We start from the raw sequence: 24328 nt of genomic DNA, 5'->3' as shown, positions 1-24328 counted from the left end.
GTAGCTAGTTCAGACCTGGGTGTTCGTCGGGGACTGCGAGCCGAGCAGCGGCGACGGGCACAGCCCGAACATCCACGCGACCGCCTGCTCGACGCGCGCGGCCGCGAGCCCGTCCGACGGGGTGACGGGGGTGATCCCGGCAGTGGCGATGATCTGCCGGACCGTGGTCATGACGGCCGGGCTCAGGATGCTGCGGATCGAGTCGCCCGGTTGCGGGATGTTCGGCCCGTCGACGAGCACGGCAGGCGTGCCGAGCCCGGGCGCGTCGGCCACCAGGTCGGGGTCGTCGGAGACGAGCACGGCGCTCGCGGCGACCAGCTGCACCAGCTCCGCGAGCGGCATGCTGCTCACGACCCTAGCCCGCTCGTGCTCCAGCAACGGGTAGGCGGCGCCGTGACCGGCGAGCTTCCCGAACACCACGATCTCGATGCCCGGCTCGTGCTCGAGGAGGTCCGGGAGACCGGCGAGCACGCCGAGCGAGTCGTTGCGGTCCAGCCCGACCAGCACCAGGCGCGGCCCGCCGGCCCACACCCGCCGCACGAGGCGCGCGAACCACAGGTCGGCGGGCTGCGGGTTGGCCGTCATGGTCTCGCCGACCGCGATCGCGTTCGGCCCCACCGAGCTACCCGTCCCGGACTGCTCCGCCACGAGGAACAGCGACGCGAGCTGGCCGATGATGCGGCGGTTGGCCTCCTGCGGGAAGGGGCACAGCAGGTCGTCGGTGGCCACCCCGCTCTGCAGGTGCACAACCGGGATCTGCCGCCAGAACGCGACCTGTGCGGCCACCGCCGCGGTCATGCCACCGCCGTAGACCATCACGGCCGACGGGTCGAGATCGACGAGCACCTCGTCGAGGCGCGCCATGAGCGTGGCCGCTATGGCGGCGGGGTGCGGGGCAGGCGGTTCCCGCAGCAGCACGGTGACGTCCGCAGGCACCCCGAGCGCCTCGAAGGCCTCGTGGACCGACATCGGGTCGGGTCCTGTCGCGACCGTGATGGCGCGGATGCGGTCGGCCTCGGCGAACGCGGTGGAGACCGGCGCGAGCCGCGCCACCTCGGGGAGGCTGCCGGCAACGAGCAGGACGTCGTGGTCGTGCTCGGGGTCGGGGAGCGCGCCAAGCGACGTTTCGAACTCGGTCATGGCAAGATCCTTCGGCCGGGGGAGCTGGCCTGACGGGTCCCTGGAGTGTGAACCTGGCATGGACCGGGCGTCGAGAGTCCGTCTCAACTACTGGTTCCGAAAGGGTGAGAACCACCCTGATGGTCGTACGCAACGGGGCTTGGCGGTGACGCAGCGTGAGATGCTAGGCTTCGATCGCACCATGCGGATGTAGTTCAATGGTAGAACATCAGCTTCCCAAGCTGAGAACGCGGGTTCGATTCCCGTCATCCGCTCCACCGCAAAGGCCCAGCTCACACGGTGTCCACACCGGAGCTGGGCCTTCATCGTTCCCATGGTCGACAGGGCTCGCAGCAACAGCACAGCAACTAGGAAGCGACCTCGTCACCCTCGGATGCGCGCCGCCGGCCCCGGTGCTCATCCACGAGAGCGAACAGACGGTCACCCGCTGACTCCAGATCCCCGTAACAGCGCCCGACCCTGCACGCCGGTGAACACCAGCGCGTCCGCTGCAACGCCACTCCACCTGCTGCCACCGCCCGCGAAACCAGATGCTGTCATCGTTGCGTTCATGGCAGTCCTGCAGCTCACCGCGATAATCGTCGAGGACTACGACGACGCGATCGCCTTCTTCACCCAGGCGCTGGGATTCGAGCTGGCCGAGGACTCGCCGGCCCACACCAACGACGGCCGTCCCAAGCGCTGGGTGGTCGTCCGCCCGCCGGGCGCAGAGACCGGCATCCTCCTCGCCCGCGCCGACGGCGAACACCAGATCGCTGCGATCGGCAATCAGCACGCCGGTCGGGTCGGCTTCTTCCTCCGCGTCGATGACTTCGACGCCAGCTTCCGGCGAATGCACGCCGCCGGCGTCGAGTTCCTCACCGAGCCCCGAACTGAGCCCTACGGCCGGGTCGCCGTCTTCCGCGACGTCGCCGGCAACCGTTGGGACCTTCTCGGCCCCGCCGCCTCTCCCTGATCTCGGTCCGGGACCACTCCAATCACGTGACGGACCAAGCGGTCGCGGAGCTGGTGCGGACCGCTTGCCCGGCCCCGTGATGCCGCCTGCCGGTCGCCCACACGGCCAACGCGCAGGCCGCGAATCCGGCCCCGAGGAGACTGGAGCCCGCCCAGCCGTGGGCGGTGAAGACGGCGGTGGTCGCGACTGCGCCGAGGGCGGAGCCGAGCGAGTAGAAGACCATGTAGCCGCCGATGACGCTGCTGGTGCGATCCGGATGCGCGGCGGTGAGCAGGTGCTGGTTGCTCACGTGCACCGCCTGGACGGCGAAGTCGAGAACCACGATTCCGACGACGAGGGGCCACAGCGACCACGACAGCTGCGCGATCGCTGCCCACGAGAGGATGAGCAGGCCGAGCGCGAGGCCGGTGACCGGGGCCGCCCGTCCCGCATCCGCCCACCGTCCCGCGCGGGCCGCGCCGAGCGCGCCGGCGAGCCCGGCGATGCCGAACAGTCCGATCTGGCTCTCGCTCAGCTGCCAAGGCGGGTCCGCCAGCGGCAGGGACAGTCCGCTCCACAGGGTTCCGAACGATGCGAACAGGAAGAACGCGATGAGCCCGCGCGTCAGGAAGAGTCGCTGCCCGAACAGCCCGCCGAGTGAGACGACGGCCGGCCCGTACCCCGTGGTGCGGTTCGTGCGCCCCTCCGACGGCAGGACGACGAGGACGAGGGCCGCGAGCCCCAGCGACAGCACCGCGAGCACGGCGTAGACGCTCCGCCAGCCCCACAGCTGCGCGAGCGCGCCGGTGACGACCCGCGCACCGAGGATGCCGACCACGACGCCCGAGGTCACGACACCGATGTTCCGTCCGCGTTCGGCAGGCGGCGAGACGGACGCGGCGTAGGCCACCGTCGTCTGAACCACGACCGCGAACACCCCGGCCGCGGCGAGCCCCGCGAACGCCACCCATGCGGCGGACGCCGAGGCCGTCAAGATCATGCCCCCCGCGGTGAGCGCCAGGTGCACGGCGATGAGCCTGCGCCTGTCGACCACGTCCCCGAGCGGAACCAGCAGGACCAGCCCGGCCAGGTATCCGACCTGGCCGGCCGCGACGATCCACCCGGCGAGCGCTGCCGACACACCGAGATCGCGTCCCATCGGCTCCAGGACCGGCTGCGCGGCGTAGATGCTCGCCACAGCGACACCGCACACCACCGCGAGCAGCAACCGCCGCCACCCACCCATCGCCGTCCAACTCCCAATCAGTAGCAGTTTGCAACCAATCGGACCGTACGGCAGGATGGTTTCAATCCGCAACTCATCGGGAGGTGTCATGTCGCGTGCCACGCGCCCGCCGGACCTCGCCTGGACCGACGCCGACTGCCCCGTGGCCCGCACGCTCGACCTCGTCGGTGACAGGTGGAGCCTCCTCGTCGTCCGCGACGCGATGGACGGGGCGCGCTCGTTCACCGAGTTCCAGCGACGCACCGGCATCGCCCGCAACATCCTCAGCGACCGCCTCCGCAAGCTCACCGCTCACGGGCTACTCGCCCAGCGCGCCGCACCATCGGGCCGCCGCCAGGAGTACGTGCTCACCGACGCCGGGCGCGACCTCTTCCCCGTCATCCTCACGCTGCGACAGTGGGGAGAACGCCACGCCTTCGCCCCCGGCGAGACCCACTCCACCCTCGTCGACCAGCACGGCACCCCGGTTCCGGAGTTCGCACCGACCGGCGCCGACGGCACCGTCCTCGACGCCGACACCACCCGCGTGCAGAAGACCGGTTAGCACGCAGCCCTCTGCGCGGTCGGACTCGCAGACCCGCCACCCACGCGGCGGGCAGAGACGGTGACAGCGGAGCCGGCCCACCAACCGTGCAGACACGGCCCGCGCCGTGGACGCTCGCGGGGCAGTGCCGACGCCGTGATACTCGACGGATGGAGTACGTCGCCCGGGCGCCGGCGCCTGCGCTGGCCTCCATCGTGGACGACCTCTACTACCTCGCCGGCACACCGCCATACCCACGGCTCACGATCCCCCCGATGCCCTCGGCGCTGGTGATCATCAATCTCGCAGCCCCGTTCCGGGTCACCCACCCGGGCGGCAGCGAGGACTTCGCGGACGGGTGCGTGTGGGCGACGCCTGCCTGTCGGACGACCTTCGAGTACCCCCGGAACACGAGGTCGGTCGGCGTACACCTCAAGCCGTGGGGGCTGGTGCCGCTCACCGGCGTGCCGGCGGCGATGCTCGGTCTGCCGGTTCCGGTCGAGGCGGTCTGGGGCGCTTTTGCGAAGGAGCTGGCCGACCGGCTCGATGACGCCGCCACACCCGCGGCCATGCTGGATATCCTCGAAGCCGCGCTCCTGGCCCGCGCGAGGCCGGTGGCCGGGCTCGGACTGGTGCACGACACGAGCACCCGGATCGGCCGGAGCGCGGGCAGCCTCTCCATCGCAAGGCTGACCGACGCGGCCGGCGTCAGCAGCACACATCTCACCGCGCGGTTCAAGCACCTGGTGGGGACCACGCCGAAGCGCCTCGCGCGCACGTACCGCTTCGCCGAGGTCGTCAGATCGATCAACCCCGCCTGCGACGTCGACTGGGCGGAGGTCGCGCATCGGGCCGGCTACTACGACCAGCCCCATTTCACCCATGAGCTGCAGCGGTTCACCGGGCTCACGCCCACGGCGTACCTCGACCTGCGCCGACGATTCGCCGCCGAGCATCCCGACAACGCTCTCGACGTCGGGCCGCTGCCGCCCGTGTGATTTTCTACAAGCCGGCTCGCGCGGACGCCGGCCAGGATCGGGGCATGAGCAAGGTGGTCATGCAGACGATCGTGTCGGTCGACGGGTTCATCGCGACGGACGACGACCAGGTGGGACCGCTGTTCGACTGGTTCGGGACCGGTGACAGGCCGCTGTACGAGAACGGCCCGCTCGTCACCGGGCGGTCCTACGACTACTACCGGCCGATGCTGGACGCGATCGGCGCGCTGGTCGTCGGCCGGCACGTCTTCGACATAACCGACGGCTGGGGAGGCAGGCCTCCCGCGGGAGACCACTGCGTGGTCGTCTCGCACCGGCCGGCGCCCGATGGCTGGGACACCTCCGCGCCGTTCCACTTCGTCGACGACGTGAGCGATGCCGTGCGCCTCGCCAAGGAGCTCGCCGGGGACCGGACCGTCTCGATCGCGGCGGGTGACGTCGGCGGGCAGATCTTCGAGGCCGGGCTCGTCGACGAGGTCGCACTCGACGTGGTGCCGGTGGTGTTCGGCACGGGCAAGCGCTACTTCGGCCGGCTCTCGAAGCAGGTCCTGCTCGAGGACCCCGACGAGGTCGTCCAGGGCGACCGGGTGCTCCACCTGCGCTTCCGGGTCCGGAAGTGATCGCGTCGACCCATCAGCCTCGACGGTCAGTCGGAGTCGGCCAGCCACGCCAGCAAGCGGCCCTGCGACCAGCAGCGGCCGACGGCCTCGGTGCGCAGGGTCGACGCGTCGAACACCGCCAGGCCGATGATGCTGTGGCCGGAGGCCCGGCGATCGCCCAGCGTCGGTATCGCCGGCGCGACCCCGACCCCCTCCGCTGACACCCACGCCACCGCCCGGCGGGTCGCCGCTTCGTCGAGGCGGTGCAGGAAACGCAGGCGGCTCTCGAGCGGGAGGCGCGACAGCGTCCACGTCGTGGTGACGACAGGCAGGGCGTCCGCGGGCACCCGGGCGAAGGCGTCGGGCAGCACCTCGAGGGCGTCACCTCGCAGCAGCAGCGGAGGGGCCGTCGCCGCCAACGCGATCTCCGCGTCGAGCCGCGCCGCCCGCTCCGGCTGGTCCGGCCACAGGCAGGCGCGCAACCACCGGGCCTCGTCCGCGTCGGTCACGTCGACCGGATCGAGGTCGACGCCGACCCGGGCGACCACCTCGGGCATCGCCCGCGTCGGGATGGACCGGTCTCCCACGACCGAGGACGACATCTGCACCGGAGACGCCGGGTCGCCCAGCACCTGTCTGTTGCTGTAGGTGATGCCGACGCGATCGACGTTGAGGTTGAGCCCGGCCGAGCAGCCCACGTCGATCAGCCCGACCGCATTCGCGCCCACCCGGCGCGCCGCCTCGGCGATGGCCGGATACAGCACGGGGCAGCGTCCGGTCTCGTCCGTCCGCGGCCGCCGGCGCGCGGCGACGGCCACGACCGACTCGGTCATCCGCAGCAGCGTGTCGATCGCCGCGCGCGCGGCGGCGTCGCCGTCCGCAGCGGCATAGGCGGCGGCGAGCGCCGGGGCGCGTCCGGCGAGGGCGAGGTCGTGCAGCGCGGCGAGGATCACCGCGGGGTGCCGCTTGCGGGCAGGAGCCGCCTCGATGGCGCGCAGCGCCTCGTCGGACTCGCTCAGGGCGACGGCGACGCGCTCGTACAGCGGCGACGTTCCGGCGGCGTCGGCCTCACCGAAGCGCCGGTACACCTGGGCGAGTGTGCGGGCCCTACCCACCGGGTTCGGCGCTTCCTGCGGGCGGCCACGGCACCCGACGATTCTAGGGAGCCTGCGGACCGGGTTTCGGGGTGCGCCCCCCCTACGGGAGCGGCTTGGACATCTGAATCGTCGCGACGGCATAGCCGCTCTTGCGGTACAGCGCGATCGCCGCCTCGTTCGTGCCGACGACGTTGAGGCCGAGGCGAGCCTTGCCGTCGCGCACGACCAGCGCCTCGACCTCGGCGAGGATCGCCGAGCCGTACCCCTTGCGGCGGGCGCGCTGGTGGACGTTGATGTCGTACAGCCACGCGGCGTCGGAACCCTCGGCGCGGTTCGGGTCGGGTCCCACCCACGCGTTCCCGACGGGCGTGCCCGCGGCGTCCTCGGCGATCACGAGCGTGTGGTTCGGGGTGGCGACACCGTCGGGCAGGTAGTGCGCGATCCCGCCGGCGGCCTTGGCGCGGGCCTCCTCCTCGGGCATCGTCGCGACGAGCTCCGCGACGACCGCGGCCTGCACCTCGTCGACGTACGAGCGGTACTCGTCCTCGGTCATCGCGCGCAGCGTCACCCGTGGTCGATCCATACCCTCATCGTGTCCAGAGAGCCCTCGGAGATCAACGCATGCCGGAACCGCGCGACTACGACGCCGACCCCGAGCGGTATCGGCTGGGCATGCGCGTGACGGCCGCGCACTGCGCGCCGGGGGTGAACCTGCAGGCCCGGATCGTCGAGCACCTCCTGGCGGCGGGCGTCACCACCGTGCTCGACGCGGGCTGTGGCGACGGCGCCCTCGCCGCGGGCGCGGCCGGCTACCCCCTGGAGGTCATCGGGCTGGACGCGGCCGTCCCGATGGTCGCGGCCGCCCGCGCGCACGGACCGGTCGTGCGCGGCGACATCGCGGCCCTCCCGGTGGCGGACGCGAGCGTCGACGCGGTAGTCATGGTCAACGTGCTCTACCACCTCGACCGGCCGGCGGTCGCGCTCCGCGAGGCGCGCAGGGTCCTGAGACCGGACGGGCTCTTCGTCGCCGGGACGGTGGCGCGCTCGGACTCACCCGAGCTGGCACCGTTCTGGCGGCCGACGCCGGGAACCTTCGACGCCGAGAACGCGGGCGGCATCGTGGCGGCCGTGTTCGGCGCCGTGACCGTCGAGGCGTGGGACGCCCCGCTCGTGACGCTCCCCGACCGCGACGCCGTGCGGGACTACCTGCGCGCCCGGTTCGTGCCACCGGACGACGCCGGCCGCCTCGCCGACGCGGTCGCGGCGCGCGGCCCGCTCCCGCTACCGGTGACCAAACGCGGCGCGCTGCTGCTCGCACGCCACTGACCAGGTGTACCGCCGGCACGACAGCGAAGTGGCCCCGTGGATCAGTCGGGCAACAGCGGCACCGTGAGGCCCTGGTCGCGGCCGAGCAGCACCGCCCGCGTGACCGCCGAGGTGCCGAACCGCCGGTGCACCTCGTCCAGCGCGGTGTCGAGGGCATCGGCGTCGCCCTCGTCGAACGGCAGCTCGAGCTGCACCGTTGCGTCGTCGTCGAGGTTGCCCACGGCGATGCCGACGAGCGTGCACCCCCGCTCCCTGATGAGCGGCTGCGCCCTGGCGACGAGCGCGCGTACCGCGGCGAGCACCTCGGTGGTGCCCGACGCCGGCTGGGCGAGGGTGTGGGAGCGGGAGATGCGGGAGAAGTCGGCGAACCGCAACCGCAGCATCACGGTGCGGCCCACGCGGTGGGCCTTCCGCATGCGGCGCGTGACGCGGTCGACCAGCCCGACGACCACGGCGTCGATGCTCTCCGGCGTGTGCGGGCCGCGCCCGATGGCCCGCTGGGAGCCGATCGAGCCGCGCCTGCGGCCCACCACGACCGGACGCGGGTCGCTGCCCCGGGCGAGCGCGTGCAGATGGCGGCCCAGCGCTCGACCCAGCGTGGACACCAGCACGGACTCGGGGAGCGCGGCGACCTCACCCACGCTCGAGATGCCGTACTCGCGCAGCTTGGCCGCCGTGATGCGACCGACGCCCCACAGCCGCTCCACGGCGAGCGGGTGCAGGAAGGCCAGCTCCCCGTCGGGCGGGACGACGAGCAGCCCGTCTGGCTTGGCCACCCCGCTCGCGACCTTGGCCAGGAACTTCGTGCGGGCCACACCCACGGTGATCGGCAGGCCGACGCGCTCGCGCACCTCCCTGCGCAACCGCACCGCGATGTCGATCGGAGGGCCGGAGATCCGGCGCAGGCCGCCGACGTCGAGGAACGCCTCGTCGATCGACAGGCCCTCCACCAGCGGCGTGGTCTGCCGGAACACCTCGAACACGGCTTTGCTGGCCGCCGAGTACGCCGACATCCGCGGCGGGACGACGATCGCGTGCGGGCACAGGGCGAGTGCCTGCCGGCCGCCCATGGCGGTGGCCACCCCGCACGCCTTGGCCTCGTAGCTGGCCGCCAGCACCACGCCCCCGCCGACGATCACCGGCCGCCCGCGCAGCCGCGGGTCGTCGCGCTGCTCGACCGAGGCGTAGAACGCGTCGAGATCGGCATGGAGGATGGAGGCCTCGCCAGGCACGAACATATGTTCGCATCGACCGCCGACAACCGCGAGAAACCCGTTGTCCGCAACGGGAGGATCGGGCTCGTGGAACCGACCGGTCGCCGGGTGCGCGCACTCGTGGTGCACGACGGCGCCCTCCTCGGCGTGCTGCCCCCGTTCGAGGTGACGAGCCCGTGGTGGTCGGACGTCGAGCCGGTCGCGGCCGAGCTGGATCGGCGGCTCGGCGCCCGCACGGCCGTGCTCCGCATGGTCACGGCCACCGGCATCGGGATGCGCGGCGGCGAGGTGACCTACGTGGCCGAGGCGCTGACCCCACCGACGTCGCCACCGGAATGGGACGGGGCTCCCGATCCCGGTGTGCTCGCACCGCAGGAGCACCGGATGCGCTGGGCGGAGCCCGGCGGGCCTGCGCGGGTGCTGGACTGGGCGGCGGCCGAGCTGCGCGCGCTGGAGCAGCCGCTCACCGGCCCACCCGTGCAGGTGAAGTCGTGGAACCTCTCCTGCCTCTACCGGCTGCCCACCACGGCCGGACCCGTCTGGATCAAGTGCACGCCTCCGTTCCTCGGGCCCGAGGCGCTGGCCGCCGGCTACGTGGCCCAGCACGACCCGGACCTCGTTCCCACGGTGCTGGCCTCCACCACCGACGGCGGGTGCACGTTGATGGCCGACGTGCCCGGCAGGGACTGCTGGGATGCCGACGCATCCACGATCGGCGGGGTGTTGCCTCGGTACGTCACCGTGCAGGCCGCGCTCGCCGGACACGCACTGCCCGCTCTGCCCGACCGCCGGGTCTCCACGCTCGCCGCCCGCGCCGAACGCCTGCTCGCTCCGGACGTGACCGGCGAGCTCGACGCCGCCGAGCGGCAGGCGCTCACCCGCGTCGTGGCCGAGCTGCCGCACCGCGCGGCCGCGATCGCCGCCGCGGGGTTGCCCGAGACCCTCCTGCACGGCGACTTCCACCCGGGCAACTGGCGCTCCGACGGTCGGCGCCACGTCGTCTTCGACTGGTGCGAAGGCAGCCGCGGCCACCCCGCGTGCGACGTTCTGCGGCTCGCCGGATGGCTACCGGCCCCGCTGGCCGAGCTTGCCGCGGAACTGTGGGCGGCCGAGTGGCGCGCCGCGGTACCCGGATGCGACCCGGACAGGGCCGCGGAGCTGGTGCGGCCCGTCCAGCACCTCGAGGCCGCACTCACCTACCAGCGGTTCCTCGACGGCATCGAGCCGGACGAGCGGCGCTACCACGAAGGCGATCCGGCGGACCAGATCCGTGAGGCGCTCGCTCACTGCCGCACGTAGGCCTCCCGGGCCTTCCGCAGCTCCTCGCCGTGCGCGGCGTTCCAGGCGCACGAGGCGGCGAGCGGCGCGAACAGCGAGCGGCCGAGCGCGGTGAGGGCGTACTCGACGTGCGGCGGGATTCCGGGGTGCGCGGTGCGGGTGACCAGCCCGTCGCGCTCCATCGCGCGCAGCGACTCGGTGAGGACCTTCGGGGTGATGGGCGCGAGCGGGACCTGCAGTTCGGAGAACCGGCGCGGGCCGTCGCGCAGGCAGACGAGGATCTTCGCCGTCCACTTGTCGCCGATCCGGACCGGGAGCGTGGTGTGGTCGGCACAGCAGGCGAACATGTCGGGGTCGAGCGGTTCGGGCACGCGGCGAGCGTACGTCCGTGCTGGTCGCGGCCACTATCGTTGCGGGAACCGGCCACCCGGCTCCTAGCGTGCGTCCCATGGGAAAGATCGTGGTCTTCGGAGCTGGTGGTCGGGCCGGTCGCAGGGTGGTGGAGGAAGCCGCGGCGCGCGGGCACGCCGTCACGGCCGTGACGCGCACCCCGGACAGCCGGTTCGCGGACCGGCGCATCACGGTGGTCGGCGGAGACGTCACGGACCCGGCGAGCGTGGCCGCGGCGGCCACCGGGCACGACGCGGCGATCACCGCGGCGGCCCGGCTCGACGTGCCGGCCGTCGAGTTCTACACGGCGGCGACGCGGGCGCTGGTGGCCGGGCTGACCGAGGTGGGCGTCTCCCGGCTCGTCCTCGTGGGGATCGGCTCGGCGTTGGAGGTGGAGCCGGGCCACCGCATGCTCGACGACCCGGCCTTCCCGGCAGACCACCGGGCCTTCGCGCTCGGCCACGTCGCCCAGCTCGACGTGCTCGCCGATGCCTCGATCGACTGGGTCGTGCTCGCACCGCCGCCGGTGTTCCTCGACGAGAGCGCCGCCCGCACCGGCCGCTACCGCACCGGCGGCCAGACGCTACTGGTGCCGTCACCCGGGTCGTTCTCCTACGCCGATCTCGCAGTCGCCCTCGTCGACGAGGCGGAATCTCCGCGGCACCACCGGACGATGGTCGCCGTGGGCCCCTGACCCCGGCTCAGAGGCGGGCACCGCATCGTTCAGGGGCGAGCGCACGCCGCAGGTGCCGCCCGGTGATCGAGGCCTCGTGCGCCACGAGGGCGCACGGGGTGCCGGTGAACACGATCCGCCCGCCCTCGCGACCCGGCCCCGGTCCGAGCTCGATCACCCGGTCGGCCCGGGCGACCACGTCGAGGTCGTGTTCCACCACCACGACCGTGCTGCCGCGCTCCACCAGCCGGTGCAGGACCTCGAGCAGCCGCGCGACGTCGCTCGGGTGCAAACCGGCGGTCGGCTCGTCGAGCACGACCACACCACCCTCGACGGCGGGCTCGGCGGCGAGCTTCAGCCGCTGCCGCTCCCCACCGGAGAGGGTGGTGAGCGGGCGATCGAGTGTCAGGTGACCGAGCCCGACGTCCACCGTGCGATCGAGCGCAGGCCGCACCGCGGGCAGGACCGCACGCGCCTCGTCGACGGTGAGGGCGAGCACGTCGGCGATCGTGCGGCCGTGCAGCCGGTGGCGCAGCGCCTCGTCCGAGAAGCGCGAACCGCCGCACGCCTCGCAGACGGTGCTGACGGGATCGAGGAACGCGAGATCGGTCTCGATCACGCCGCGGCCCCGGCACACCGGGCACGCACCGGCGGAGTTGGGGCTGAACAGGGCCGCGGGCACGCCGTTCGCCCTAGCGAACGCTGCCCGCAGCGGATCGAGGACCCCCAGGTACGAGGCGGGGGTGGAGCGGCGGGACCCGCGCGGCGGGGACTGGTCCACCACCAGCACCTCCGGGTGGACGCGCGGCAGCACCTCGGTGACCAGCGTGCTCTTGCCCGAACCCGCGACACCGCTGACGACCGTGAGCACCCCGCGCGGCACCGTCACGTCCACGTCGCGCAGGTTGTGCAGAGACGCACCCCCGATCCGCAGCTCACCGGTCGGCCTGCGGGGCGAGCGGTTGAGCACCGGGCGGCTGCGCAGTGCCCGGCCGGTGGCCGTGTCCGAGCGCGTCAGCCCGGCCACGTCACCGGTGTACAGGACCCGGCCGCCCGCGGTGCCTGCGCCCGGGCCCAGGTCGACGACGTGGTCGGCCGCGGCGATCACGTCCCGGTCGTGCTCCACCACGAGCACGGTGTTGCCCTTGTCGCGCAACCGGCGCAGCAGCCCGATGAGCCGGTCCACGTCGTGCGGGTGCAGCCCTGCGCTCGGCTCGTCGAGGATGTAGGTGAGGTCGGTGAGGCTGCTGCCGAGCTGGCGGACCATCGTGATGCGCTGCGCCTCACCGCCGGAGAGCGTCGGGGTCTCGCGGTCGAGGCTCAGGTACCCGAGCCCGACGTCGACGAGCGCGTCGAGCCGGTGCACGACGGCTCGCACGATCGGTGCCGCCACCGGGAGCTCGATCGTGCGCAGGAACGCGGCCAGGTCGCCGAGCTCGAGGCGGCCGCAGTCGACGATGCTGCGGCCGTCGATCGTCGCGCTGCGGGCGGCGGCGTTCAGCCGGGCGCCGTGGCACTCCGGGCACGGCAGGCGGGTGACCAGCCGCTCGACCTCCTCGCGCACGCGCCGCGGCACCTTCGAGTGCCCGCCCGCCAGGTAGTCGCGCCGGATCCGGGGGATGACGCCGAGGTAGGTGCCGGTACGCGGGAACTCGGGGTCCGGGCTCGGCGGGGTCATCTCCTCGGCGTGCAGCAACGCGTCCCACTCGTCGGGGCGGTAGTCCCGCAGCGGCTTCGCGCGGTCGACGAGACCCGAGTGCACGTACCGCTTCCACCGGTAGGTGCCGGGCTGGAAGGTCGACATGCGGATGGCGCCCTCGTCGAGCGATCGATCGCGGTCGACCAGCCGGTCGACGTCGATGTCGACCACCGATCCGAGCCCCTCGCACCGCGGGCACATCCCGCTCGGGTCGTTGAACGAGAACGCGGGCGAATACCCGACGTGCGGCGTCGCGACGCGCGAGTACAGCAGCCGCAACAACGGGGCGATGTCGGTGGCGGTGCCGACCGTAGAGCGTGCGTTCCCCCCGATGCGGCGCTGGTCGACCACGATCGCGGCCGAGAGGTTCTCCAGCACGTCCACGTCCGGCTGGCCCTGGTGGGTGAGCCGGTTGCGCACGAACGCCGGGAACATCTCGCCGAGCTGCCGTCGCGACTCCGCGGCGATCGTGTCGAACACGAGTGACGACTTCCCCGACCCGGACACCCCGGTCACGACCGTGAGCCTGCCCTTCGGGATCTCGACGGTGACGTCGCGCAGGTTGTTCTCCCTGGCGCCCACCACGCGGATGACATCCATACCGTCACGCTACGAACGATCGCGGCCAGATCCTGGCCACATCTCATGCCTGGATGTTCTGTGTCGAAAGCTCCGGGAGCGCTTGCGGGCCGGAGCGAAGCGGAGGCGAGATGGGTACAGACCCGAGCCGACGGATGCTCGCGTTGCTGTCCACGCTGCAGGACGGCCGCACGTGGAGCGGGGCTGATCTGGCGTCCCGGCTCGGCACCAGCCCGCGCACGCTGCGCCGCGACATCGACCGGCTGCGCGAGCTCGGCTACCCGGTGCAGGCCCGACCCGGTCCGGGTGGTCACTACCAGCTGGTGGCCGGCACGGCGATGCCGCCGCTCCTGCTCGACGACGACGAGGCCGTCGCGATCGCGGTCGGGCTGCGGCTCGCAGCGGGCGGCCGGACCCGGATCGACGACGAGGAGGGCGCGGCGTCCCGCGCCCTGCGCAAGCTGGAGCAGGTGCTCCCGGCCCGGCTGCGACGCAAGGTCACCGCCCTGCACCGGGCCACCGAGACCGCGCCCGCCCCGGGCGCCGCGGTGAGCACGCGGCTGCTGAGCCTCGTCGGAACGGCCGCGGAGCAGCACGAACGGCTCGTGTTCGGCTACCGCTCCCGGGACGGGGAGCCGACCGAACGACGGGTGGAGCCGTACCGGCAGGTGCTCGCCGACCGGAGCTGGTACTTGCTGGGCTGGGATCTCGACCGCGGTGACTGGCGGACGTTCCGGCTCGACCGCGTGACGGGCGCCCGCACCACCGGCGAGCGGTTCACGCCCCGCGAGCTGCCCGCCGAGTCGGCCGCCGCCTACCTCGACGCGAGGCTGAAGGCCCCGCGACATCGCGCCGTGCTGACCTTCATCGCCCCGTACCGGCAGATGATCGACCGCCTCGCGCACCAGGACGGCACGCTCGAACGGATCGACGACGACCGCTGCCGCTACACGACCTGGGTCGACTCGTTCGAGTGGCTGGCGGTCACGACCGCGATCCTCGGCGTCGAGTTCCGCGTCGAGGAGCCTGCGGGCTTCGCGGAGTACTGCGCGGGGCTGCGCGACCGGCTGGGACGCGCGGTCACCTAGTGCGGCGCGGCCGCAACGGTGGGGCCTTCGCGATCACGACGGTGCCGGCGAGGGCCGCCGCGAGCCCGAGCGCGAGCACCCAGCCCCAGCCGGGCCGCACGGGGTCGCCCAGCAGCCAGATCCCGACCATGCCCGGCAGGAGCACCTCGGTGACCGTGAAGACCGCCGTGACCGCGCCGACCTCGCCCCGGGAGAGCGCCGCCGTGTAGCCCACCATGCCGACCAGCCAGAACCCGACCACGAGGTACGTCGAGGGCTGCCCGAGCAGGAGCGCGAGGTCGAGCCCCTCACCGGTCTGGACGTGCGCGGCGCGCACCGACACGGCGCCGCCCCCGAACCCGAGGCCCGACGCGATGGCGAGCGGCCAAGCGTGCTTGCCCTGCCGGAGGATGAGCACGCCCACCGCCAGCAGGAGAACGGACGCCAGCAGTACGACGTCGACGCCCGGCCGGTGCACCGGGGGTCGCTCGCTGCCCGCACTGGCGGCGACGAGCACCAGGCCGGCGAGGCATCCGGTGACGGCGAGCCGCGTGGTCATCGGCAGCCGGGCCCCGATCAACCGGGCGCTCACCAGCGCGGTGAGCGCGATCGTGCCCCCGATCACGGCCTGGACCGCGAACACCGGCAGCACCCGCAACGCCATGACGGCGCATCCCCACGCCACCAGGTCCAGCAGCATCCCGGCGAGGTAGCGCGGCTGAACGGCCGCAGGTCTGGTACGCGTGGCCCGGCGGGCACCGGCCGCCTGGAGCAACGCCCCGCAGCTGTTGAGGACCATCGCAACAGCTGCGAACAGGATCCCCACCAGCACGGCGTTCAGCATGCCTCACTGGGCCGCGACCGGTCGTGGTCAGGGCTCGCGTCAGGGCCGGGGACGCTGCCTGGAGACCTCGAAGAAGCCGCTCATCAGGCCGCCGGGGAGCGCGGCATCGGGGTCCCAGCGGGACGCCCGATGCTCCTCCAGCTTCCGGCGCGGTGCCTCCGAAGCGCGGACGACCAGGAGCGCGATCAGCGTGAGGACGATCACGGGCACCCCGATCACCAGGATCGGCCACCCGAAGTACCCGTACGCCACGAGCAAGGCCGCCAGCTCCAGGCCGACGACCAACGCTCCCATCCGCAGCACGGCGGTATTCCCTTCTCGGTGTTTCGGTGTCTCAGAGGGTCGGCGGATCCGCCGGGGCCTCGGGCCCCACCTGCTCGAGATCGGCAGCGGGACCGGCCGCGTTACTGTCGCCCTCGCCCCCACCACCGGACTCGGAGTCGGAGTCGCTGCCGCTCGAGTCGCCCTCGGAGTCGCTGTCGGGCTCCTTGGTCGCGTCGCTGTCCTTCGTGGGCTCGCTGGCCTTGGTCGTCGTCTTGGTCGCGGCCGGCGGCTCCTCCTCCGCGGAGGTCGTCGGACCGCTGGTCGCCTCGCCGGGCGGCGGCACCGCGGCGCCCGGCTCGTTCCCGCCGCCGGAGCTGCGGCCGCCACCGCTGCTCCCGCCGGAGTCGGACGGCGCGGAGTCGGAGAGGGTGCTCTCGCTACCCGTGCTGTCCGCGGGCGTGGCAGATCCGGTCGGCCACAGGACGAACGCCAGCACCACGGCGCCCGCGGCCAGCAGCGCGCCCAGCCCGATCACCATCGCGCTGGGCCGGCGCCGCTGCGGCAGATCCGGCTCGCGGTCGTCGTAGTCGTCGTAGTCCCACTCCGGCTCCGGCTGCTGGTGGGCGTGCCGGGACCGCTGCTGGACCGGCTCCGTGAGCATCGCGGCAGCCGGTTCGGGAGCGGGGCGGCCCGGCGGCCCGTACGGGCCGGGGCGGGCGCCGTGAGGCGGCGGGGCGCCGGGACCGTCGTTGTAGGGACCGTCGTTGTAGGGGGCCTCGTTGTACGGCCCGCTGTAGGGCATTCCCGGCATTCCGGGAGGCGGCGGAGCCATCCGCGGCGGCCGGGCAGGCGGTGCCGCCGGCGGCATCGCCGGGGCGCCCGCAGGCGCCGCGGCGGGCTGGGGCGCCAGCGAGAGAGCAGCACCCTTGGCGATGGCGTTCTTCGGGTCGGCGTCCACCGCGACGGGCCGGCCGAGCTGCTCGGAGACCAGCTGTGCGACGAGCGGGATCCGCGAGGAGCCGCCGACGAGCAGCACGGCGGTGAGCTGGTCCGGCGCGAAGCCCGCCGAGATCACCGCGGATCGCAGCGCCGCGACGGTGTCCTCCACCTGCGGGCGGATCATCGCCTCGAACTCGCTGCGGTGCAGCCGGACGGAACCGCGGGACGAGGGGAGCAGCACCGGGATCGACACCTCGGTGTCGCTGGAGAGGGCCTCCTTGGCCTCGGTGCACTCGCGCCGGATGCGCGCCACGGCCGAGAGCACGGCCGGATCGGTGTCGTCGAGCTCGGCGAAGGCGTCGGGCATGCCCTCGAGCACGTGCTCGAACACGGCCTGGTCGAAGTCGATGCCGCCGAGCCGCTCGAGGCCCTCCGGCCTCCCGACCAGCCTGAAGTCGACGTCGCCCTTGCGCACGATCGCGGCGTCGAACGTGCCGCCGCCGAAGTCGTAGACGGCGATCGTGGACCCGGCGGCCACCCGCTCGTTCGCGGCGTAGCTCGTGGCGGCTGCCTGCGGCTCGGCCATGAACGTGACGGTGAGGCCCTGGTTGGCGAGGGCGGCGGACAGCAGTTCCTTCTTGTGCTGCCCCCATGCGGCGGGGTGGGTGACGGCGATCCGCTCGGCGGGACCGCCCTCACGCTCCGCCACGCGGTCGACCACCCAGCGGACGAGCCACGCGGACAGGTCCTGCGGGGCCCACGGCCGGCCCGCCACCATCACGGGAGTCGGATCACCGATGCGGCGCTTGAACTCGCGGACCACCCGGTCCGGGTCGGTCAGGGCCCGGCGTTCGGCGGCCTCACCGACCACGATCGCGCCGTCCTGCCCGACGAACACGACCGACGGGACCGTGGCGCCGCGGCTACCGAGGGTGACGACCTCGGGTTCTCCCCAGCGGTTGCCCGAGGAGCGACACACTGCGGCGCAGGTGAACGTCGTCCCCAGGTCGATCCCGAGCTGGTACGCCATACCTTTCCCCTCACCCCGACAACCGGTCAGCAGACCGGTCCCACCATCGCATCGCGGGCTCCCGGCCTGTCGTTAGCCCCCTCCGCGGGCCCTATTGGACCAAGGACCTCCCCCGAGTCCCCCTATCGGGGGTCCCCCTAATCCCCCGAACGGAGGCTTCCCGCAACTGTGGGGGATCCCCGATGGCCCAGCAACTCCTGCGCCCTACGTTGTGTTCAACGCGGCCTACCCAACCGCAGTGACGCAACCCAGAGGAGACATCGGCATGACGCTCATGGAGTTCATTCTCAACCTGCTCTCCGACGACGAGGCCCGCCAGGACTTCGCGGACAACCCGGACCAGGCCCTCGACGACGCCGGCCTGGGCAACCTCAGCGCTGACGACGTCCGGGACGCGCTCGAACTCATGCACGACGACAGCCAGAACGCCGACTTCAGCCGCGAGTACAACACCGGCGGCAACGAGGTCAACATCGCCGCCCCCGAGCCGGTGGACGGCTCCGAGTCGGCGGCCGACTACGTCAGCAAGTACATCTACAACAACTACATCACCAACGAGGGTGACACGATCACCGACAACTCGATCAACCAGCAGATCGACACGGGCGGCGGCGACTTCGAGCAGGACATCGACGTCGACTCCACCGTCGCCTCGGGTGACGGCGCCGTGGCCGCCGGTGACGACATCGAGGACTCGACGATCACCACCGGCAACGACAACATCGTCGGTGACAACAACATCGAGGGTGACGGCAACACCTCGATCTCCGGCGACGGCAACTCGGCCGTGGTCGGCGACGGCAACACCACCGGCTTCGGCGACGGCGACGTGTCCTCGACCGAGATCGACGGCAACGTCAACGTCGACGACGGCAGCTCGTTCGCGATCGGTGGCAGCTCCTCGGTCGACAACTCGAACTACGAGGACAACGACACCGACATCGACGCCAGCGACAACTCGGTGAACGACTCGTTCAACGAGACCTCCTCGTGGGAGGACAACTCGACCAGCGAGGACAACGACTCGTACAGCAACTACGAGGACAGCTCGGACAACAGCTACCGCGAGGACAACGACTCGACCAGCACGGACGACCACAGCAGCGTCGACTCGGACGTCTCGATCCAGGCCTGATCGACTGCGCCGACCGCGGCCCCGCCACCGGCATCGCCGGGGGCGGGGTCGCGGCGTTGCGGGACCACCCCGATGGCCGGATCCCCTAATGCGGGATCGGTGGACGGTGCCGCATCCCCGATTGCCGCGGGCCGTCCCGGACCTACCGTTCTGTCCGATCCCACCACGCACGGAGACCAGTCGATGGCCGAGACGCTGTCCCTGATGGAGTTCCTGCAGGCGCTCCTCACCGACGCAGGGCTGCGCGGCGACTTCGGGCACGACCCGCAGGGCACGCTCACGGCCCACGGCCTGGCCGGTCTCACGCCCGCCGACGTGCACGACGCGCTCGTGCTCGTGCAGGACACCCAGACCGTCGACTACTCCTTCGACGCCACGACCGCCCCGCCGCCACCTCCGCCTGCCGGCGACGGCCACGAGGCCGCCGTGGAGTACCTGGCCCGCTACCTCGCGGGCCCGCACGACCCTGTGGCCGAGCAGTGGGCAGACCCCGACACCGACCCCGCCGACGACCAGGACCACGACCTCGGCGGGGTTCCGCTCGGCGGTTTCGGAGCCGGTGACGCCACCGGGTACGGAGCCGGGTCGGAGCCGGCGGACGCGATCGGCGGATGGGCCGCCGCCGAGCCGGATCACGGTCGCGACGACCAGATCACCGCCGACCTCGACGACATCGGCCACCTCGACGATTTCGACGACGTCGACGACCTCGGCGCGTTCACGAGCTTCGCGGACCTCTCCGAGGACGCAGCGGACGGCCCCGACGGCGGCCCGCCCGGGTCCGAAGGGGCTTGATCCCCTCCCGGTTTCCCCCTATCCCCGAACCCCCTACGGGGCGGGCCCCGGATCCCCGTACGGGTGCGAATCCCGGACTCTGGGCGATCCCCGATGGCCCGGATGGCCGATAGCCATAGCGTTCGGACCAACGCCGGACGACCCCGAACCCGGCATCCCCACCCATGGAGTTGAGCCACGATGTCGACGACGAACCTGCTCGAACTGCTCCTCAACCTGCTCCGCGACCCGAGCGCGTACCGCGAGGACCCGGAGGGATTCCTCGCCTCGTGCGGGGACGTGTCGCCCGAAGACATCCGTGAGGCACTGGTCCTGCTGCAGGACCGGCAGGACGCCGACTTCAGCCGCGAGTACAACACCGGCGGCAACCACGTTCACGTGCCCCCGCCGCCGCCCGCGCCCGCGCCGGAGCCCGGTGAGAGCAACCAGGAGGCCGCGATCCGCTACCTGGACACCTACGTCACCAACAACTACATCACCAACGAGGGCGACACGATCACCGACAACTCGATCAACCAGCAGATCGACACGGGTGGCGGTGACTTCGACCAGGACATCGACGTCGACTCCGTGGTGGCCTCCGGCGACGGTTCGGTGGCGGCGGGCGACGACATCGAGGACTCCGACATCACGACGGGCGACGACAACATCGTCGGCGACGACAACGTGGACGGGGACGACAACACCTCGATCGACGGGGACGACAACGAGGTCGTGGACGGCGACGACAACACCGTCGGCTTCGGCGAGGGCGACACCTCCTCCACCGAGATCGACGGCGACGTCTCCGTCGACGACGGCAGCTCCCTCGCGGTCGACGGCAGCTCTGCCGTCGACAACTCGAACCGCGAGGACAACGACACGGCCGTCGACGCGAGCGACAACTCGACGAACGACTCCGGCAACACCACGGCCGACTGGCAGGACACCTCGGTCACCGAGGACAACGACTCGTACAGCTCCTACCAGGACGGCGCCGACAACAGCACCTACGTGGACAACGACACGACCACGACGGACAGCCACGCCAGCACCCAGGAGTCCTACAGCGCCGAGGTCGTCTGATCACTGGCCGCACCGCCCGGTGACCGGCGCTGTAGCCTCCCCGGGTGACGCGCCACCGGCCCCGCCACCCCACGGGAGTACCCGAGGTGGCGGGGCCGGTGTCGTAGCGGCCGATCCGGTGAGCCAGTATCGGGGCGAGGGTCAGCATCTGACGACGAGGAGGGAAGGACCGGCGTGGCGGTTCCCGCAGCGGTCGAGTTGGTCGACCTCGCGCTGAAAGCAACCACCGCCTACGAGCGTCCCGACCTCGGTGGGCGACTGCTCCAGACCCGCAAGCGGCTCGCCGACCCCGATGTGCGCGTGCTCATCGTCGGCGAGTTCAAGCAGGGCAAGAGCCAGCTGGTCAACGCGCTGGTGAACGCCCCCGTGTGCCCGGTGGACGACGACGTCGCCACCGCGGTGCCCACCGTGGTGAAGTACGCCGAGACCACCAAGGCCGAGCTGGTGCGCGAGAGCGAGTCGGCCGACTCCGCCGAGCGCACCGCGGTGCAGGCCACCCAGCTGGCACAGCACGTCTCCGAGGCGGGCAACCCGGGCAACAAGGCGTTGATCAGCTACGCCGAGGTGGGGCTGCCGCGCAAGCTGCTGTCCGGCGGGCTGGTGCTCGTCGACACCCCGGGCGTCGGAGGCCTCGGATCGGCCCACGGCGCGGCCACGATGTCCGCCCTCCCCGGCGCCGACGCCGTGCTGCTCGTCTCCGACGCCGCCCAGGAGTACACCGCCCCCGAGCTCGAGTTCCTCGACGCGGCGATGAAGCTGTGCCCCAACGTCGCGTGCGTGCTCACCAAGACCGACCTCTACCCGCACTGGCGGCGCATCGAGGAGCTCGACCGCGGCCACCTCCGCAGGGCGGGTGTCGACGCCGAGATCTTCCCGGTGTCGTCGGTGCTGCGGCTGCACGCGGCCAAGGAGCAGGACACCGAGCTGATGGACGAGTCCGGCTTCAAGCCGCTCGTCGACTACCTGCTGCACAAGGTCGTGGCGCAGTCCGACGAGCTCGACCGGCGCTCCACGAGCCACGACGTGCTCTCGGTGGCCGAGCAGCTGTCGTCCGGCATGAAGGCCGAGCTCTCCATCCTGGAGGACCCGCAGAAGGTCAACGCCCTCGTCGAGGACCTGACCAAGGCGAAGGCACGTGCCGACGAGCTCAAGCAGCGCTCGTCCCGCTGGCAGATCACCCTGAACGACGGCGTGGCCGACCTCCAGTCCGACATCGGCTACGACCTGCGCGACCGGTTGCGCACGATCGGGCGCGAGGCCGAGCAGCTCATCGACGACTCCGACCCGGCCGAGGTGTGGGAACAGTTCTCCGACTGGTTCCACCAGCAGATCTCCTCGGCGGCATCGGCCAACTTCGTCTGGGCGGCCGAGCGGGCGCGCTGGCTCGCGGCGCAGGTGGCCGAGCACTTCGCGGCGGGCGCCGACATCGCCATGCCCGAGCTGAGGTTCGACGACGAGGGCATCGCCGGCAAGGTCGACGCGCTCACCAAGCCGGAGGTGGAGAAACTCACCCGCGGAGGACAGCTCCTCAAAGGCATGCAGGGCGGTTACGGCGGCATGCTGATGTTCGGCATGCTGGGCACGCTGGCCGGGCTGCCGATCTTCGCGGGCGCCCCGGCCGGCGTGCTCCTGGGCATCAAGGCCGTGCGCGACGAGAAGAAGCGGATGCTGCAGAAGCGCCGCAGCGACGCGAAGAACGGGGTGCGCAAGCACATCGACGAGGTCACGTTCCAGGTGGGCAAGGACTCCACCGACATGCTGCGGCGCACCCAGCGCCAGCTGCGCGACCACTTCAGCGCGCTCGCCGAGGAGATGAGCACCTCGATCGCCGCATCGGTGCAGGCCGCGCAGAACGCCCTGAAGACCAACACGTCAGGCCGGGAGAAGCGGATCAAGGACCTCAAGGCCGAGCTGGCCCGCATCGACGGCATGGCGCAGCGCGCCAAGGCGCTCGTGAGCGACAGACGACCGGCCGTGACGGCGGGAGGTGCCGCATGAGTGCGCCCGCACCCCCGCTCGGCGCCGCGGTCCGGATCCTGCTGCGCCACGCCATCGAGGCCTACCAGGACAGCCCGCAGGCGCACGGCTGGCTCACCCACAACCTCCAGCGGTTCGACGAGCCGCTGCGGGTCGCCATCGCCGGCAAGGTGAAGGCGGGCAAGTCGACGCTGCTCAACGCGCTGGTCGGGGAGCAGATCGCCCCGACGGACGCCGGCGAGTGCACGCGCGTCGTCACCTGGTACGTCGATGCCCAGTTCCCCCGCGTCACGATGTACCCGCGCGGCTCGGAGCCGCAGCAGCTCACGATCAACCGCTCCACCGGTGGGCTCTCGTTCGACCTGCACGGCTATCCGGTGGAGAAGGTCGACAAGCTCGAGGTGGAATGGCCGTCGCAGAGCCTGCGCACGCAGACGCTCATCGACACCCCGGGCATCGCATCGCTGTCGGCGGACACGTCGTCGCGTGCGGGCGCGTTCCTCGCGCCGGAGGACGCCCCCACCCAGGCCGACGCCGTCATCTACCTGATGCGGCACCTGCACAACACGGACGTGCGATTCCTCGAGTCGTTCTTCGACCAGGGCGTCGCCCGGGCCACGCCGGTGAACACGATCGGCGTGCTCTCGCGTGCCGACGAGATCGGCGCGGGCCGGCTGAACGCGCTCACGTCCGCCCGGAAGATCGCCCGGCGCTACCGGGCCGACGACAAGATCCGCGGGCTGTGCCAGACCGTGGTGGCCGTCGCGGGACTGCTGGCCCAGACCGGCCGCACGATGCGCCAGGGCGAGTTCACCGCGCTCACCGCGCTGGCCGCGATGCCCCGGTCTGACATCGAGTCGATGCTGCTGTCGGCCGACCGGTTCTCCCGCACCGAGCTCGACGCGCGCGACGCCCCCGACTCGCAGACCCGTGCCCAGCTGATGGAGCGGTTCGGGATGTTCGGCGTGCGGCTTGCGACCACGCTGATCCGCCAGGGCATGACCGACCCGAACGCCATCTCGGCCGAGCTCGTCAAGCGCAGCGGCCTCGACGAGCTGCGCAGCGTGCTCGCCACGCAGTTCACGGAGCGCCGCGACCTGCTCAAGGCGCGGTCGGCGCTGTTGGCGGTCGACCTGGTGCTCACCCGCGAACCCCGTCCGGACACCGCGCCGCTCGCGGCCGACGTGGAGCGCATCCTCGCGGGAGCGCACGAGTTCGCCGAGCTTCGGCTGCTCTCCGCACTGCGCGCCGGCGCGATCAAGCTGCCCAAGGACGTGTTGCAGGAGGCCGAGCGGCTGCTGGGCGGCGACGGCGGGTCGGCCGCGGCCCGGCTCGGCCTGGAGCCCGACGCGGGCCCGCAGGAGGTGTGGGACGCCGCCCTCGACGCGGCGGGTCGCTGGCGGCGCAGGGGCGAGAGCCCGATGTCCAGCCGTGCGGTCGCCGACGTGTCGCGCGAGGTGGTTCGCAGCTGCGAGGGCATCCTCGCCGGCATGCGCCAGGCCTACGGCGAGTAGCG

23 protein-coding genes and 1 tRNA gene are annotated in these 24328 nt (G+C 72.2%); 14 read left to right on the top strand and 10 right to left on the bottom strand.

The genetic code is table 11. The features are described 5' to 3' along the window. Positions 1-9: 9 nt before the first annotated feature. Positions 10-1140 carry a UDP-N-acetylglucosamine 2-epimerase gene (locus FHX44_RS17665; protein ID WP_147256793.1) on the bottom strand — a complete coding sequence of 377 codons (1131 nt, stop codon included), beginning with the start codon at positions 1138-1140 and terminating at the stop codon, positions 10-12. Positions 1141-1323: 183 nt separating this feature from the next. On the opposite strand from FHX44_RS17665, the gene FHX44_RS17660 reads away from it, so the two are divergent. Both FHX44_RS17660 and FHX44_RS17655 read left to right on the top strand, forming a co-directional pair. After that, positions 1324-1397, top strand: a tRNA-Gly gene (locus FHX44_RS17660). Positions 1398-1690: 293 nt separating this feature from the next. Then, a complete protein-coding gene (locus tag FHX44_RS17655) occupies positions 1691-2095 on the top strand; it encodes a VOC family protein (protein ID WP_147261271.1) in 405 nt (134 codons plus the stop codon). A 22-nt stretch (positions 2096-2117) separates the two neighbouring features. On the opposite strand, the gene FHX44_RS17650 is transcribed toward FHX44_RS17655, so the two are convergent. After that, positions 2118-3320 (bottom strand): MFS transporter, encoded by a 1203-nt coding sequence (locus FHX44_RS17650; protein ID WP_147256792.1) that lies wholly within the window; start codon positions 3318-3320, stop codon positions 2118-2120. A gap of 88 nt (positions 3321-3408) precedes the next feature. On the opposite strand from FHX44_RS17650, the gene FHX44_RS17645 reads away from it, so the two are divergent. The 3 genes from FHX44_RS17645 (at position 3409) to FHX44_RS17635 (ending at position 5461) form a co-directional block, all read left to right on the top strand. Continuing rightward, entirely contained in the window at positions 3409-3864 is a 456-nt protein-coding gene (locus tag FHX44_RS17645; protein WP_147256791.1) for a winged helix-turn-helix transcriptional regulator, read from the top strand. A gap of 149 nt (positions 3865-4013) precedes the next feature. Continuing rightward, positions 4014-4841 (top strand): helix-turn-helix domain-containing protein, encoded by an 828-nt coding sequence (locus FHX44_RS17640; RefSeq protein WP_147256790.1) that lies wholly within the window; start codon positions 4014-4016, stop codon positions 4839-4841. A gap of 44 nt (positions 4842-4885) precedes the next feature. Then, positions 4886-5461 (top strand): dihydrofolate reductase family protein, encoded by a 576-nt coding sequence (locus FHX44_RS17635; protein WP_147256789.1) that lies wholly within the window; start codon positions 4886-4888, stop codon positions 5459-5461. A 26-nt stretch (positions 5462-5487) separates the two neighbouring features. On the opposite strand, the gene FHX44_RS17630 is transcribed toward FHX44_RS17635, so the two are convergent. Beyond that, on the bottom strand, positions 5488-6528 hold the full coding sequence (locus tag FHX44_RS17630; RefSeq protein WP_212612529.1) for a DUF2332 domain-containing protein: 1041 nt from the start codon (positions 6526-6528) through the stop codon (positions 5488-5490). 109 nt (positions 6529-6637) lie between these two features. Next, positions 6638-7120: a GNAT family N-acetyltransferase gene (locus FHX44_RS17625; RefSeq protein ID WP_147256787.1), complete on the bottom strand. Its 483-nt coding sequence runs from the start codon at positions 7118-7120 to the stop codon at positions 6638-6640. A 38-nt stretch (positions 7121-7158) separates the two neighbouring features. On the opposite strand from FHX44_RS17625, the gene FHX44_RS17620 reads away from it, so the two are divergent. Next, positions 7159-7863, top strand: a complete 705-nt coding sequence (locus FHX44_RS17620; RefSeq protein WP_147256786.1) for a class I SAM-dependent methyltransferase — start codon at positions 7159-7161, stop codon at positions 7861-7863. 41 nt (positions 7864-7904) lie between these two features. On the opposite strand, the gene dinB is transcribed toward FHX44_RS17620, so the two are convergent. After that, on the bottom strand, positions 7905-9101 hold the full coding sequence (dinB, locus tag FHX44_RS17615) for a DNA polymerase IV (protein ID WP_147256785.1): 1197 nt from the start codon (positions 9099-9101) through the stop codon (positions 7905-7907). A 63-nt stretch (positions 9102-9164) separates the two neighbouring features. Between dinB and FHX44_RS17610 the strand changes: the two genes are divergently transcribed. After that, complete coding sequence (locus FHX44_RS17610; RefSeq protein WP_170308942.1) at positions 9165-10376, top strand: aminoglycoside phosphotransferase family protein; 1212 nt, start codon at positions 9165-9167, stop codon at positions 10374-10376. Here the strand turns inward: FHX44_RS17610 and FHX44_RS17605 are convergent. Next, positions 10361-10726: a winged helix-turn-helix transcriptional regulator gene (locus FHX44_RS17605; RefSeq protein ID WP_246170453.1), complete on the bottom strand. Its 366-nt coding sequence runs from the start codon at positions 10724-10726 to the stop codon at positions 10361-10363. The genes FHX44_RS17610 and FHX44_RS17605 overlap by 16 nt on opposite strands. A gap of 77 nt (positions 10727-10803) precedes the next feature. On the opposite strand from FHX44_RS17605, the gene FHX44_RS17600 reads away from it, so the two are divergent. Further along, positions 10804-11439, top strand: coding sequence for an NAD(P)-dependent oxidoreductase (locus FHX44_RS17600; RefSeq protein ID WP_147256783.1), 636 nt, complete (start codon positions 10804-10806; stop codon positions 11437-11439). Positions 11440-11446: 7 nt separating this feature from the next. Here the strand turns inward: FHX44_RS17600 and FHX44_RS17595 are convergent, their stop codons facing one another. Then, a complete protein-coding gene (locus tag FHX44_RS17595; RefSeq protein ID WP_147256782.1) occupies positions 11447-13717 on the bottom strand; it encodes an excinuclease ABC subunit UvrA in 2271 nt (756 codons plus the stop codon). A 110-nt stretch (positions 13718-13827) separates the two neighbouring features. Between FHX44_RS17595 and FHX44_RS17590 the strand changes: the two genes are divergently transcribed. Continuing rightward, entirely contained in the window at positions 13828-14784 is a 957-nt protein-coding gene (locus FHX44_RS17590; protein WP_212612528.1) for a helix-turn-helix transcriptional regulator, read from the top strand. Here the strand turns inward: FHX44_RS17590 and FHX44_RS17585 are convergent. From FHX44_RS17585 to FHX44_RS17575, 3 genes are read right to left on the bottom strand one after another with little or no spacing between them, the layout of a single operon-like run. Further along, positions 14777-15595, bottom strand: coding sequence for a hypothetical protein (locus FHX44_RS17585; RefSeq protein WP_147256781.1), 819 nt, complete (start codon positions 15593-15595; stop codon positions 14777-14779). The genes FHX44_RS17590 and FHX44_RS17585 overlap by 8 nt on opposite strands. A 51-nt stretch (positions 15596-15646) precedes the next feature. Continuing rightward, positions 15647-15910, bottom strand: a complete 264-nt coding sequence (locus FHX44_RS17580) for a hypothetical protein (protein ID WP_147256780.1) — start codon at positions 15908-15910, stop codon at positions 15647-15649. 31 nt (positions 15911-15941) lie between these two features. Then, a complete protein-coding gene (locus tag FHX44_RS17575; protein WP_212612527.1) occupies positions 15942-17840 on the bottom strand; it encodes an Hsp70 family protein in 1899 nt (632 codons plus the stop codon). Between the two features lie 265 nt (positions 17841-18105). On the opposite strand from FHX44_RS17575, the gene FHX44_RS17570 reads away from it, so the two are divergent. From FHX44_RS17570 to FHX44_RS17550, 5 genes are all read left to right on the top strand, one after another. After that, positions 18106-18975: an IniB N-terminal domain-containing protein gene (locus FHX44_RS17570; protein WP_147256779.1), complete on the top strand. Its 870-nt coding sequence runs from the start codon at positions 18106-18108 to the stop codon at positions 18973-18975. A gap of 183 nt (positions 18976-19158) precedes the next feature. Next, complete coding sequence (locus FHX44_RS17565) at positions 19159-19770, top strand: IniB N-terminal domain-containing protein (protein ID WP_147256778.1); 612 nt, start codon at positions 19159-19161, stop codon at positions 19768-19770. Positions 19771-19950: 180 nt separating this feature from the next. After that, positions 19951-20835 (top strand): hypothetical protein, encoded by an 885-nt coding sequence (locus tag FHX44_RS17560; RefSeq protein WP_147256777.1) that lies wholly within the window; start codon positions 19951-19953, stop codon positions 20833-20835. Positions 20836-21009: 174 nt separating this feature from the next. Next, complete coding sequence (locus FHX44_RS17555; protein ID WP_147256776.1) at positions 21010-22833, top strand: dynamin family protein; 1824 nt, start codon at positions 21010-21012, stop codon at positions 22831-22833. Continuing rightward, the gene (locus tag FHX44_RS17550) at positions 22830-24326 is read left to right on the top strand and encodes a dynamin family protein (RefSeq protein ID WP_147256775.1); all 1497 of its coding nucleotides are present in this window, start codon (positions 22830-22832) and stop codon (positions 24324-24326) included. Before FHX44_RS17555 ends, FHX44_RS17550 begins: the two co-directional genes overlap by 4 nt. Positions 24327-24328 lie beyond the last annotated feature (2 nt).

This window comes from Pseudonocardia hierapolitana, from assembly GCF_007994075.1.
Lineage (GTDB): Bacteria > Actinomycetota > Actinomycetes > Mycobacteriales > Pseudonocardiaceae > Pseudonocardia > Pseudonocardia hierapolitana.
Note: the sequence above shows the minus strand (reverse complement) of the source record. Positions and strands in the feature narration are given on the sequence as shown.